A 13,147-nucleotide genomic window follows, 5' to 3' on the forward strand; every position below is an offset into this window, starting at 1 on the left:
TTATCACCATTACCTATCCACTGCCCGCTGCTCACCCAGCGGTTTTTTTTGGAGGCTCCCATGATGAAAGGTTTATCCATTACCCCACCTGTTCTTGGCCGTATTTCCATTGGTCGCATCGTTGAGCGCAACGGCAAGCGATTCCCAGAGAAAGACGATCAGGCCACCATTACCAGCCAAATTCAAACCAAAGAGGGCTGGATCATGCATCCGCTAGATGAGGCGCTACGTAAAAACAGTCCCAACGGCAAACTGCGATCCATTCCTATAACCTTACTGTTTAACGACCCTGAACTGAGCTTTCGCGCCGAGTATTCGCTCTTTGACCGCAGCACGGGTCGCCCCATGTGTGTGGGTAATGGCGATACGTGTCGCCGGGTTACCACAGTAGGCGTTAAAACCCTGCCATGCCCAGGGACCGCGATGGCTGTGGATGGCTATGGGAGGTGCGCGTAAGCCCTATGGGCGCTTAAATGTGAAGCTTGGGGGTGATGATGAGCTTGGCACGTTTATCTTCCGTACAACAGCATCCGCACCTTGGCCGCTCGCCTGTATTACTTCAAGGCGGTGTCTGGCGACTTACTGGTCTGTATGCCGCTGGCGCTACGTCTGCGTGGCAAAAGCACCGCACAGTCGCTTGGCACGCCCATCTACTACGTGGATCTCACCATACGTGATGGGATGACTCTGGAAGAAGCCTTGACCCAGGCCCAGCAAACGTTCATGCAACGTGAAACCATGGCGTATAACCAGCAGGTGCTGGATGCTGTAGCGCGTGCAGGCTTAGGTAACGGAGTCTTTGAAGAGGACCTGGATGAAGCACGGGATGTGATTGGGGAGTTCTATCCTGACGGCCTGTCAAAACTGCCGAACCTGTAGGTAAGAAATCCTTAAACGAAAAGCTGGCACGGATGACAACTAACACGGATATCGTTTTGAACTGATTCCCAGTGTTCATCTAGCATTTCATTCTTCAATTCTCATTCACTGAGGGTGGATCATGATTAAAAACGTATTTGCCACGATAGGCTTCGCAGTGCTTGCTCACCAAGCCTATCAACATTACGTGAGATATCGGCAACTAAAGGCTGAAAACGCCTGTTTACGCCAACGCTGGAAAGAAGGCATAGCAAAAAAGCCTTCTTAAGATGGTGTAGCGACAACGTGGCATGCCAGTTAGCCGATTCTAATCTGACAGACGAGCAAACAGTTGTCACACTTGCGGCATCTGTTTGTTCAACTTCAGAGATCAAAGCATCTACCATCCAAATTTAGCTGCAAATACCTACCATTCGCAATTAAAAATGTCCACATGTAATATGCCAGGATATCCTACTGAGCGGAGAGATTCATGCGTTTGCAAACACAGCTTTTTCACGGGCTACTCATAGCCTTTTTTCCGCTAGCAACACTGGCAGCCACCTACGAATGGTCCAGTGGATATGGCCAGGGTACGACGGAATACCATGTTGATGATGGGAATGGGAATAGTCTTCTACTTTCTTGCCCTTCTGGCCAGCCTCGTCCAGCAACTGCCACGATGACAACGCGAGGGTTTGATTACCACTCACCCAAAGACACCATAGAAATGAGCTTCGTCATTGATGGTGTGGAGTTTGATGATCCCTTCAATACCTCATGTAGAGCTTGCGAAAATAATTTTGTACAGTCTTTTTGGCCTGCTCTATTAAAAGCAAATAACCTTTTCGTACGTGCTGATGGTTATGAGGTTCGCTTTTCTACTAAGCGGCTACGTGATGAATTGCTGCCTTTGAATGATCCAGCCAACCCATGCCTTACCTCTTCAGAGGTATTGTTGATGGAAAACGAGCTCAATACTCCTGTACAGGCGATCCGTTCGACCTTACCAGCAGGCTTTACGAGCCGAGCTGTTATTGATGACCCGGATGGTTATACAAACATGCGCAGCCAGAAAAATGTAAAAAGCCAGATTGTTGCTCGTGTTGTGCAAGGTGAAGAGTTTTTTACCTATATGCAAAATGGTAATTGGTGGCAGGTCAGAACTGCCCAAGGTAAGGTGGGATACATACACATCTCACGTATCCGACTGCTTGATTAAAGGCTGGTAGTTGATTTCATTAAAAAGGGTCTGAAGGCCCTTAATCAAGCCTCGTGCGATAGCTTGATCCGGCTGTGTTCTGTTCTAAGCGGCTACCTAGAGCTACGCCGAGCTTCGCTGTCTCGGGGGAGGGCGTACTCTTTGAGCAAACCCTGCTATTCACTTATTGGGCTTATCCAGCTCTCGAAAGAACTCGGATGCTTGGAGCCCCAGCGTATCAATAATTTTCATAATGCTGAGAAGTGTGGGGTTGTGCTCACCTCGTTCGATACGGCCCATATAGCTCCGGTCTATGCCGCAGGCGTCGCCGAATGCTTCTTGTGAGTAGCCAAGGTCCTTTCTGCGTTGTCGGACCACCTTGCCGAAGGCAACTAGCAGCGGCGTCTTGATCTTAGGTGATTTCAATGTCATTTCCCAATCTTGCTAGGTAGGGAAACAAATCGCCACGGCGTATATTTACGCGGACTATAATTACACGGCATATATATCCCTTTTTGAGGTAAGATGGCGCATCGATCGGGCATGAGTCCATGCGCCTTCTCCCAAGTTTCTAGTCAAAAAGGGTCATCGGATGAAATTGAGAAGTTTTTTGGAGGTCCTTGGGTTTCGTGGAAAACCCAAGCGCTATGGTTGTACTGTCAAGGTTTTTGATTTTGATTGGCTCCCACACCCCATCCATTACGCCCAGTGGCTTCATCCGAAAGAAAGTGCTAAATCCATTAGTGCAGTCGAAGTGGCTGACTATAGAAAGTTTCTACATAAGGGAGATTTTTGCATCGATATCGGGGCACACTCAGGCGATTCTGTTCTACCCATGGCTGTTGCTGTTGGCAACGAAGGGATGGTTCTGGCCTTAGAGCCAAATCCATACGTATATTTTTTGCTCGAGAAAACGGTTCGCTTAAACCGAGGTGTCCTTAATATTTTTCCTCTGATGGCCGCTGCGGCACATGCTGACGGCTACATGACATTTGAATATTCTGATTCTGGCTTTTGTAATGGGGGGCGACATGAGGGGATCTCAAAATTCAGGCATGGACATGCCTTCGAGCAGGAGGTGGTGACTGTAAATCTAGCTGATGAGCTAAAGCAGTGTTTCAGCAAGGAGCTACCTCGTCTCAAATTCATTAAGGTAGACACGGAGGGCTTTGACCTTCAAGTGTTGAAGTCTTTGGTCAGTATCATTGACCAGTACCGTCCCTACATTAAAGTAGAGGTCTACACGAAACTGACTCGAGGTCAACGAGAGCAACTAATGGGTTTCTTGGTAAAGCATGGCTACGAGCTCTACAAGGTGACTGATGATGCTATGCAAGGTCCTAAGTTGACGATAGCTGATGCCATGAAATGGCGGAATTATGATGTTTTTTGTATCCCTGTTTGAGTGTAGAGTCGACAAGTATGCTGGCGATGGTGTCTATATTTCCGTCAGTGCTCAGACAGAGGTTGCCCGAGATTCCTGGATACGTTTCTGTGTCCAGGCTTCAAGTTCACTTCGCAGCCATCGGGAGCTACGTCCGAACTTCACTGGCGGTGGGAACTCGCCATTTTGAATAAGTTTATAGAACCATTTGTCAGTCAGGCCGGTGTACTGGGCTATGAACGCCATGTCAATAAATTGATCCTCAATCAAAGGGATGTCTGCGCTAGCTCGTGAAGTTGAAGACGCTAAGGTGAGTGTGGTGTTCATGTTGATCTCCTGTCTTTTTTAGAGGCAGAAGTCGATGTCGATCAAGGTAATCGACACCTCTTCTACAACATGAACCAAAGCCATTAAAAGTTACAAGCTACTGCCTATTGATCGTTTGCCATCGCCGTAGCGTTTGGTCAGGTTTTTGGCTAAGTAATTGCCACGCTCCGCCAGCTCTTCGATTTGGTGCTGAATGCCTTGTCTGTTTCTATCTAAGTAGAAAACATGGGCAAAGTGAGTCAGCGAGGAAAAATCCCGATGACGTAATCGCGTTGCGCTGCACCAAGCCTGCTTAATCATTGCAGAGAGATTCCCACTAAGTGCGGAATAGTCGCCTAGTGAGTGGTACACGTCTTTGTTGAAAAATAATAGGACGTGGTAATGTTTTTTTCCATTCACATCGCCATACTCACGAACCCAAACGTAGTCCAGAACGCAGGATAGTCTCCTGCGCCATGCTTTCTCTTTTCGTTTTAGATCAGCATTGATTTTGGCTTTCAAAGAGGCGATAAATCGTGTAATCACGCTTGCGTCTGTTTCAGCGTGGGTAGCTTCAAAAGGGAAGCGCAGATCGCACCGAACTACCATCAGTCTTGGGTAGGCCTCTACGGCCTGAAGAATCGTGTTGAGTATGATGGTCTGATACTCAGGGTTGTAACGGCGTTGACGCATGTCTAGCACCTATGTTGTTGAGGACATAGGTACAAGCAACAGTATGTTTTTTTATTGCCTTGAAGAGGCTGTTAGCCCAATCAACTCCGTTGGGGGCTTATCTATTCTTATTACTACACCATCAATGGCTGGCGAAAGAAGTTTATGAAACCTAAGTGACTCAGTAGCCTGAAGGGTGTTAACGCAGTGCTTGAAATTGCAGGATTTACTCTTAAGTTATCAATGAATTCTTGGATTGTTTAGGGTTATTCCTGTGTGGGGAGGGTATAGCGCCAGGGGGCTGCTCACACTGGATAATAGAGGGGTGGTAGCAGTGAGTAGCCTTATGTATATTGAGGTTGCATAGTAAAATAGTGAGAAATAAGAGGTATAGTTCTAATATAGTTCTTATAAAGTTCACATATAACTAAGTTATAGTTCCTATGTAGTTATATTCTAGTCGTTGGTCGGCCACATGCCATGCTTACTGGTTTTAGTTAGATTTTTACTATCGGCATTAATAGGGAGATAGAGCATGGCCATTAGAAATGATGATAGGTTGCAAAAGATTTTTTCTGGTTGGATAGTAGATGACCGCGCCACTAACTGGCTTTGGCTTGTGCTCCGAGATAATGGAGCAGAGTTCGATGTTGAGGATTTTGGAACACCAGGTATGCGCGATAGGATGGCTGAATATCTAGATAGTCGTAGACGCTTTATTTGTGAGATTGAAGATACTCAAAGCCGCGCCTTCGTTCCTGAGCGAGACCTGCAATGGATAGAGAAATTTGGGCGTCAACCTGCTTGGTTATTAAAAAAATATTTGCAAGGTCAACGTAATTCGGTACTTAGCTATTTTGTTGGTCTTACAGAAAAGCAAAAGTTAGTATTGCTTCTCGATTATTTGGATGAAACAATATTTGAAAAAAAACGTATACTGGATCGCCTACAAATGGCCTGGGTTCAGCAACAGGTCGATGATAGGCACTTCGATTGGTACGACAGCGGTGGCAAGGAAAATGAAAAATGTAAAATTGCCTGGCAGTGGTATCAGATCAATCATCAGTGGGCAGCAAGACATGCTCTGGAGTTTGTCGGTAAAAAGGACGTTTTGACATTTCTCGACAGCACCAATTTCGACTTGGACGCAAAGCTCTATCATCTTGGGCAGATCAAGAGGAAGTTCAAGGCTGAACAGACTAAAGCTAATCGCCAAGGCAAGACTCAAACCAACCTTTCTTTATCTGAGCATGCACGAGAGCAACTCGACGAGCTCGCTAAGAGAGGGGGGAGGACCAAAACCGAATTAATTGAACTGCTGATCCACAATGCTTACGAGCATGGCGTGCCAAACTAGGATAATTTTTTGTTGGTATATTTGTTGGTATAAAATATATTATTAAATATTTTTTCGTTTAATATCAAATAATTAAAATTTAGGTCGAGTCCGGCCCCGGCACCACTCAAAAATCCCTAGTGTTCATAAGCACTTAGCGCGATTCAAGTCTTAGCCCTATGCTGGGAACTCTAAAAAATTAGCTTACTTATCTTATTGTCTGGGCGTTCTGTGTTCTAAAGGTTTGTCGTGCCCTTGAGGTAAGTTGCAGCTTGGAAAGACGCTAGAGTTCATGGCTCTACGCTCCTTATCGCCATTCCAGCCGGTGCCATAGTCATTACCTCCAAAGTCATGCTGGGTATCGGCCCCTTTTTCATCGCAATGCTGATGTTTCCGGTGACGGCCAAGTGGTTTGATAGTTGGTTTGGGCAAGTGATGACTCCCATCATGCAGAGCGCCTTGGTTAACACCGTCCTTGGCATGGGCACGAAGTTCTTCAGTTCGCTTACTGCCAAGGTACTGGCAGTGACCACTGATCACCCGATGGCTACCATGCTTGAAATCCTGATCGTTACGGGCATCACCAGTCCTTGCAGCGACTGGCATACGAAGCAGCATCGTACTTGGCTGGAGGTGTGTCATCAGTGGTGTCATGCTGAGGCCGGTTACTCAAGTTGTTGCATCTTTTGTCAATCAACTGTTAGCTAGCCGCCATACGTTCCATCATGAATAATCTGTTTTTTGTAAAAATTAATGCGGTGAGACATTTATCAATACAGATCAAATTTCAATCCCACTGCATCTAGAGTTGCCTGGAGTTCGGAGTGAGACTTAAGGAAATCGGCGTAAGGCCCCGTGGTAAATTGAGTGGCTATTAAAATCAATCTTAACTGCGAAAAATCGGTGAAATTAATTAATGTTTGATAATGACTACTTCGCTCCATTAAAGAAAATCCTTCAGCATCACTCAGTCTATCTGTCACTAGCCTTGAGGCAAGATAAAAGGAACGAAGCATTCCGAAGATGCAATCTTTAAAATCAACCTCTTCTAGATATTCCTCTATATCCTTGTTAGAGGCCCCGCCTTCTCTCAGCGCCTCAATTTCCTGCTCAAGGTGCAAAATAGCATCAATACCAGAAATTTTTTTACTGGCTACTCCTGCTCTAGTCTTAATAGAAAAATTCCCAACTTGGGTCTTTTGAGCTTCTAGTATGTTAAAGAAAAGAAGATTGAAAGAGCGGAGCTTTTCATGCTGCTTTGTTTGTTTCAATTCTGCACGAAGGTCTGAGTTTGCTTGATTCTGCAGTGTCAGCGACTGGATGAGGCATATTAACGCTATGAAACTCAATAGTGGGTTCAAAATTCCACCGAAGTAATCTCCAAACTGCCCCCACGCATCTGTACTAAATGAGATGCCGTAGTTCAGTGTCCCGTAAAAATGATATACATAAACACCGATCGTCAAAAGCAAGACAAGAGCAGCAGCAGCTATTAGGCCGAAGTATTTCACTCGTAGTAGCCTTCGATTAGGTATTTAATCAGTGTCCCATCGACAAGGTTTATAGGCCTCACCAAGAGCTTCAAGTAAGCCCAGTCCTTTTCCTCCAAGCCATTGTTGTGGTCAAGATTTGCCGAGAAAACCTTTTTTGCTTTGAGACTAATAACTTTATATTCTGCGGCAAAACTAAACGGAACTGTATGATCGGATCCTTCTTCTTGAAGCCTGCCATTACCGGTGTGTATGTTCAGACGTGAGATTATTGCAGAAAGGGTCGACTGCTGTTTTCCTTCAATGGCTTTGAAGAACTTAGCGGTATTTTGATCAAAACGGGCAAGCACCGTCTGATTGTCTCGATTCTTTCTAAAACGTAGCTTGACATCTTGATTGAACTTGATTGGAACCTCATGAATGTTTTTGACAGATGACTTGCGAAGCTGGTTCGTTAGTGCTTCAGAAACCTCTCCAAGACTTTCGACAATTTTTTCAGCTTTTGGGCTTAAACCTCGCGAATCAACATTCATTGCTTCGTTCAAATAGAAAGCAATTAGTTCAGAAAAGGCCTCACGACCTATCCGATTGAATGCTGCTTGAAGCTCATCATCAAGGATTTCAAGCTGAAAAACCTGCCCATAGGATCCCCTGAAGCTTTGCTTGAGCAAAGTCCGAACTTTACTTTTATGTGTCAATCGCTCCGGAACTTGCTTCGTCAATATTGACTCGGAAATGCACCTGATAGCATCAGACGAACCTTGCAGGGTATCCAGCCCTGCCTTCATATCAACATCATCCTGTGGTGTTTCAATCACTACGTCTAAGTTATATGCCATGAATTTCCCGGTAAAGATTAATTTTTTCAAAATAATTTACCTTTTACTACAGATTCATCGCTTAGTATCTTTCTTCGTCAGGGCTGTTAGTTGCGAGCAACACGAACTAGGAATATTAAATTTCAAATAATTTATATAAAATTATATAACCTGCTGATTTGAAAATGGTTTTACCTATTTCAACCTACGCTAGAATTCGCCCCATTTCCCTGTATAAACACTGTAAACCACCGACTCAGAATCCCCCGCCGCAAGACGCGCTGGCCCGATTTAGGCCCTGGCTCCATCCCTAAAACTTCCCACAGCTCAAATAGCTAGAAGATAGGCGCAGTTTCGATCCCTGATCAGGGAATCTTTCCGGGCATTTAGACAAATACAGAATAGCTACTGTGCCGTTTACCTTTGTCTGTAGTTGTCGCATTTCTTGCTCCTTTCTGCCTATCTCCCTGCAGTAGATAGGCCATGTCGTTCGCTGCCTTTAGCTTTGAGTTAATGGCGGCTCAGTGTTATATATCTCCATCAGATTTTCGGCATTTCAAAGCCTTTTTCTGAAAAATCATAAGCTTCTAAAACTATTAAAAAGCGTGGAGGGAGTTGTGGCTGTACGTTTTCGGCGATCTATCAAGTTGGCTCCAGGCATACGCATGAATTTGAGTGGCTCGGGTGTGAGCTGGACTTTGGGGCCGAGAGGCTCAACGGTGAATGTTGGGAAACGTGGGGCGCATCTCAATACCAGTTTTTTGGGTTTTTCTGCCCGTCATTCCTTATATAAAGCAGCGCCTGCCCCCAAGCCGCGCCAGTCTGTTAAGCAAGTACAGACTTTCTCTTTGGTGTGTGAGGTCACGGATCAAGGGATGTTGACTTTCCATGATCAGGACGGAGAGCCTGTTTCTGAGTCGCTTATGGAGTTGGCTAAGAAGCAAAATCGCCAGGCTATCCAAAGCTTGATCCAGCGTAAATGCGATGAAATAAATAGTGAGTGTGAGGCGGTGGCCAGCATTCATCTAGATACTCCTGCTCCTGATATTGCCCCTAAGTACGTCCCGGATATGTTTCATGTCCCCGAGCCTATAGCCCCTGTCTTGCCGCGAGCCAAGTGGTGGGAGAAGTTATTCCCGAGACGTGTGGAGCAACTGAATCTGCGTAATCAGCATAGGGTCATGGAGCATCAAGATTTGTTGGCAGCGTGGAAAAGTGAGCAATCCCAACATGCTTATGAACAAGAGCAGCGGCGTAAGCTTCTAGAACAGGACATCTATCACGATACAGCCGCGATGGAGCAATGGCTGGAAGCCACTTTGCGGGATATTGCGTGGCCTAGGGAGACATTGATATCGCTGGAGATTTCGGAGCAGGGGGCTCGTGTTTGTTTGGATGTGGATTTGCCGGAGATTGAAGACATGCCCTCGAAGATTGCTGCGGTTCCGGCAAGGGGGTTGAAGTTATCTGTGAAGGAGCTGCCCATGGTTCAGGCTCGTAAGCGTTATATGGCCCATGTGCATGGGGTAGGCTTCCGAATTATTGGTGAGACCTTTGCGGCACTTCCCGTTGTTCAGCGCATTACGCTATCGGGCTTTTCTCAGCGCCATGCCCCGGCTACTGGGCAGTTGCGTGATGATTATTTGTATTCTGTGAATGTGAGTCGGGAGGCATGGGCAGGGATAAATTTTGAGATGTTGCCCATGATTGATGTGGTGGAGGCACTGGCTCAGTTTGATCTTCGGCGCAATATGAGCAAGACGGGGGTTTTTAAACCTATTGAGCCCTTTTGATGGGCTGTTTGCTCCAAATCCTTTGACACTAAGACGGAGCAGTTGGAATTGCGTTTTTAAAAAGGGAGCCTGTGAACAGCCCCCTGTTGGCTTCATCAGAACATGTAGCCTTTAACATCGGATAGGCCGAATCAAGTCGGCTTAACCAGATACCCCCTCATCCCCAAAAGCCGTGCAGGTTGTTTGGACGTCAAGTCTGACAACTTGTCATAAATATCAATAAGCGGCGTGCCCTTACTTAGTTCCAGCTCATACAAGGCGACTTTCTCCGCCTGGTATTTGGTATCAGCCATCATGAAATAGGCGGTGCTTTCTTCCGTGACCGGCTCCCGTGTATTTGAGTAGTACATCGGTCCACCTTTTAGCCAGTCGGTGATATCAACCATGATTTCGTGCAGGGCTAGTCTTTTGGGCCCTCCTTCATACACGATATCTTTCAGAAAAGCGCCAAATTCCCTTTCGTCCATTTTGCTGACGGTGTCGCGCATTGCAAAGCTGCCATGCTTAAGCTGGGTGACCTGAGCTTGTTGTTGAGCTGCAGGCGAGATCGTCACTTGTGTAGATGCTGCCGCAAGAGCAGCTTGGAAACTGGAGGTAGTCGTGTTTGCATTGGGCTGCCGTTGATTGACGGTTGTGTCAGCTAAAGCAAACTGTGGTGTTGATGAGTTGATAAGCATAAGTCGCGTCCTGGAGTTGTCTGTTGCAGTTGAGAAAGGCGGGTATATCAATGCTTCGCTTATAGGTCTTCAAGTGAACAGCGATTTACGTTGGTGCAACCAGATACCCCATCATCCCCAGGAACCGGACGGGTTGCTGTGACGTTAGCTCACACAGGTTTTCATAGATCTCGATCAGTGGGGTGCCGTTTCGTAATCCTGTCTCAAGCACTGAAATTTTCTGTGATCGGTATTGGCTTGCTGCCGCATTGAAATAGGTTTTGCTCTCTGCAGTTACCAGTTCACCCGTATTGGAGTAACGGATAGGTCCTCCATGTATCCACTCGGTCAGATCCAGTAATCCTCCTGGGCCATCTCCTTTGCCTGTTATGTCTTCGTAAACCATCCCTTTAAGCAAGTCTCTCAGCATGGCATCGTCCATTTTGTGAATGGACTCGTCCATGACGAAGACGCTTTTAACGATATTTTCTTGAGGTTTTGGTGGGGTGGGGCTGGGTAAATCGATTTTTGAAATGCTGACCTGTTTGGAAAGTTCAGCAAGAACCTCCCTAAAATTGGAGGAGTTTGTAGTATCAAACTGTCGCTTGTTGTTGACTGGCACACCAGGCACAGCTTCAGGGGTAGAAGAGCGAACAAACATGAGTGGACCTTTTTGAACAGGTATCAGGGCAGGGGCGTGAGGATGACGTCTGGTCGTGGCTTAGAGTTTGTAATAAACGGTGACCGTTATGGGCACATAGACAGCAGGATAGAGACCACCAAAGCTGGTTGCGCGAAGCACGACGTATATTGGCTTGCTAGCGTCGCGGTTTCTGAAGTTGTAGGTGGTGAATTCCTTGCCGTACATTGGTACGCACTCCGAAATGCCGTTCCAGCAAACATGAGTTATTGACGAAACTCTGTCGATTTGGTCTCCAAACATAGAGGCTTCAACACGCTCGATTTTTGCTCCTGCTGGCAAGGAATGGCCAAACTGGATGGGGTTGAAGCTCAGGTGATAGGTTTCCAGCCTCGTTATTTGGAGAGTGTGTTTCCCCGTCCAGAAGTTCTGCGCGTATGCGTTAGATGTAAATAAAAAAAACTGAATGACAATAAATGAAGTTAAATTGAATATTTTTTTCAATTCTATTCCTTGGTTGGTTCTGTTTTTTTATTCTATTCCCCATTAATTATTTTTAATTGGTGGTTTGTATTGGTAAAGTTGCCTAATTCATTGTTTTGTTTGTTTGTTTTTTCTATTTCTATTAGTTAGGCGATTTATTTTTAATGTCTAATTTTATTTTTTTGAATGATTCTATTGTTTTTTAGTGTCTGCTCTTTTTTTCTGAAATTCACATTAATGCAGAGTGTTCGTAATCGGATATGGTGTATCTGGCCTAGGGAGCACAGTGTTCGTTAGCCACTATGTTTCTGGCTTTACACTCTCAGCCTTGTATCTCTGGCAAGTTGCCTTTAGGCATCTAGTGGGAAGCCGCCGAAAGCAGGCTAATGTAGTGCTTAATTTTTCGCAGGCTGTATCGAGATGAGGATTAATCGCAGGGGAGTCACAGACATACTCCCTTGCAGATAAGTTTGAGCAGATTCGGGCTGTGATATGAGTTTGTCTTGGCAAGAGGCTGGCAGGATGGGCCCTCATCACTGCCAGCCGTAACGCCCACTTAGCAATCCACTGCTTTCGTCTTGCAAGCCCTCAACGTCGTAGTAGGCGTCCTGCTCGCCCCCTCCCGATCCCGCCGATCCAATCTCCCTGCCAACACCGTCAGTCCCAAAGCCAGCAACACAATCTCAGCCCCGATCCAGGTGGTATGGATCAATCCCATCCGTTCCACGATCACCCCGCCGCCCAATGCGCCGATAGCAATCCCGATATTGAACGCCGCAATGTTCAGCCCAGAGGCCACGTCTACAGCCTGCCGGGCGTTTGCGTGTGGATTCGGCCTCGCCTTTTATCCTGCATTGTGTGATCCCTTTGGTGGGCGGTTACCGGGAGCGCTATCCACAAGTGAATCTGGAGCTGACCAGTAACGAGGGCTGGATTGACTTGCTGGAGCATCGTATTGATGTGGCGATCCGTATTGGTCGGCTCAAGGATTCCACCTTGCATGCGCGGCCTATCGGCAGTTGTCGTTTACGTGTTCTGGCGTCTCCTGCTTATTTGAAGAAGCACGGTCAGCCGCGTGATGTGGCGGAGCTGGAGAATCATGTGCTGCTGGGTTTTACCCAGCCCTTGAGCTTGAATGACTGGCCTTTGCCTTTGCCTGTGCCGGACGGGATGCCTTTGCATATCAAGCCGACTATTGCGTCTTCCAGCGGGGAAACCTTGCGCCAATTGGCGTTGGCAGGTCAGGGGATGGTGTGCTTGTCGGACTTCATGACGCATCGGGACCGTGCGGAAGGGCGCTTGGTGGAGGTGCTCCCCAAGCAGGCGCTGGAGATGCGTCAGCCTATCAATGCTGTTTACTATCGCAACACTGCTTTATCGGCCAGGATCTCTACGTTTGTTAGTTATTCGAGTGAATGCTGGGATGCCAATGCGGGTGGTTGTAGTGTAGATAGGGGGCGGGAGCCTCACAAATAATAAAGAGTAGTGATTTGAGGTGTCACACTATAGT

13 protein-coding genes and 3 pseudogenes are annotated in these 13,147 nt (G+C 46.6%); 7 read left to right on the forward strand and 9 right to left on the reverse strand.

All coding sequences use genetic code 11. The annotated features are described in order from the left end of the window. The first annotated feature begins 63 nt into the window (after positions 1–63). Positions 64–879: pseudogene (locus OKX01_RS02115) on the forward strand (hydrolase or metal-binding protein). A gap of 472 nt (positions 880–1,351) precedes the next feature. Then, positions 1,352–2,080 carry an SH3 domain-containing protein gene (locus OKX01_RS02120; RefSeq protein ID WP_264672381.1) on the forward strand — a complete coding sequence of 243 codons (729 nt, stop codon included), beginning with the start codon at positions 1,352–1,354 and terminating at the stop codon, positions 2,078–2,080. Positions 2,081–2,239: 159 nt separating this feature from the next. Here OKX01_RS02120 and OKX01_RS02125 read toward each other — a convergent pair whose 3' ends face one another. Further along, positions 2,240–2,491: a helix-turn-helix domain-containing protein gene (locus tag OKX01_RS02125; RefSeq protein WP_199265322.1), complete on the reverse strand. Its 252-nt coding sequence runs from the start codon at positions 2,489–2,491 to the stop codon at positions 2,240–2,242. Between the two features lie 160 nt (positions 2,492–2,651). Here OKX01_RS02125 and OKX01_RS02130 point away from each other — a divergent pair, with 160 nt between their 5' ends. Further along, positions 2,652–3,464, forward strand: coding sequence for an FkbM family methyltransferase (locus OKX01_RS02130; RefSeq protein WP_264672382.1), 813 nt, complete (start codon positions 2,652–2,654; stop codon positions 3,462–3,464). A gap of 51 nt (positions 3,465–3,515) precedes the next feature. Here OKX01_RS02130 and OKX01_RS02135 read toward each other — a convergent pair whose 3' ends face one another. Together OKX01_RS02135 and OKX01_RS02140 are read right to left on the reverse strand one after the other, a co-directional pair. Then, entirely contained in the window at positions 3,516–3,770 is a 255-nt protein-coding gene (locus OKX01_RS02135; RefSeq protein WP_199265324.1) for a helix-turn-helix transcriptional regulator, read from the reverse strand. Positions 3,771–3,860: 90 nt separating this feature from the next. After that, the gene (locus tag OKX01_RS02140) at positions 3,861–4,442 is read right to left on the reverse strand and encodes an inovirus Gp2 family protein (RefSeq protein WP_264672383.1); all 582 of its coding nucleotides are present in this window, start codon (positions 4,440–4,442) and stop codon (positions 3,861–3,863) included. 514 nt (positions 4,443–4,956) lie between these two features. On the opposite strand from OKX01_RS02140, the gene OKX01_RS02145 reads away from it, so the two are divergent. Both OKX01_RS02145 and OKX01_RS02150 read left to right on the forward strand, forming a co-directional pair. Beyond that, positions 4,957–5,778 (forward strand): CopG family transcriptional regulator, encoded by an 822-nt coding sequence (locus OKX01_RS02145; RefSeq protein ID WP_264672384.1) that lies wholly within the window; start codon positions 4,957–4,959, stop codon positions 5,776–5,778. A gap of 360 nt (positions 5,779–6,138) precedes the next feature. Then, positions 6,139–6,465 (forward strand): type IV secretion system protein, encoded by a 327-nt coding sequence (locus OKX01_RS02150; RefSeq protein WP_413544468.1) that lies wholly within the window; start codon positions 6,139–6,141, stop codon positions 6,463–6,465. 62 nt (positions 6,466–6,527) lie between these two features. Here OKX01_RS02150 and OKX01_RS02155 read toward each other — a convergent pair whose 3' ends face one another. Next, complete coding sequence (locus OKX01_RS02155; RefSeq protein ID WP_264672385.1) at positions 6,528–7,268, reverse strand: hypothetical protein; 741 nt, start codon at positions 7,266–7,268, stop codon at positions 6,528–6,530. Beyond that, entirely contained in the window at positions 7,265–8,116 is an 852-nt protein-coding gene (locus tag OKX01_RS02160) for a hypothetical protein (protein WP_264672386.1), read from the reverse strand. The genes OKX01_RS02155 and OKX01_RS02160 overlap by 4 nt, the downstream gene beginning before the upstream one ends. Positions 8,117–8,682: 566 nt before the next feature. Here OKX01_RS02160 and OKX01_RS02165 point away from each other — a divergent pair. Further along, entirely contained in the window at positions 8,683–9,858 is a 1,176-nt protein-coding gene (locus OKX01_RS02165; RefSeq protein WP_264672859.1) for a DUF4236 domain-containing protein, read from the forward strand. A 131-nt stretch (positions 9,859–9,989) separates the two neighbouring features. Here OKX01_RS02165 and OKX01_RS02170 read toward each other — a convergent pair whose 3' ends face one another. The 4 genes and pseudogenes from OKX01_RS02170 to OKX01_RS02185 form a co-directional block, all read right to left on the reverse strand. Beyond that, entirely contained in the window at positions 9,990–10,535 is a 546-nt protein-coding gene (locus tag OKX01_RS02170) for a hypothetical protein (protein ID WP_264672387.1), read from the reverse strand. Positions 10,536–10,620: 85 nt separating this feature from the next. Next, positions 10,621–11,175: a hypothetical protein gene (locus OKX01_RS02175; RefSeq protein WP_264672388.1), complete on the reverse strand. Its 555-nt coding sequence runs from the start codon at positions 11,173–11,175 to the stop codon at positions 10,621–10,623. A 60-nt stretch (positions 11,176–11,235) separates the two neighbouring features. After that, a complete protein-coding gene (locus OKX01_RS02180; protein WP_264672389.1) occupies positions 11,236–11,658 on the reverse strand; it encodes a hypothetical protein in 423 nt (140 codons plus the stop codon). A 535-nt stretch (positions 11,659–12,193) separates the two neighbouring features. Then, positions 12,194–12,445, reverse strand: a pseudogene (locus OKX01_RS02185) (MFS sugar transporter); the annotation flags it as partial. Here OKX01_RS02185 and OKX01_RS02190 point away from each other — a divergent pair. Then, positions 12,436–13,113 (forward strand): annotated as a pseudogene (locus OKX01_RS02190) (LysR substrate-binding domain-containing protein); the annotation flags it as partial. The pseudogenes OKX01_RS02185 and OKX01_RS02190 overlap by 10 nt on opposite strands. Positions 13,114–13,147 lie beyond the last annotated feature (34 nt).

This window comes from Alcaligenes sp. SMD-FA (genome assembly GCF_025960365.1).
In the GTDB taxonomy this organism is placed as follows: Bacteria; Pseudomonadota; Gammaproteobacteria; order Burkholderiales; family Burkholderiaceae_B; genus Alcaligenes; species Alcaligenes aquatilis.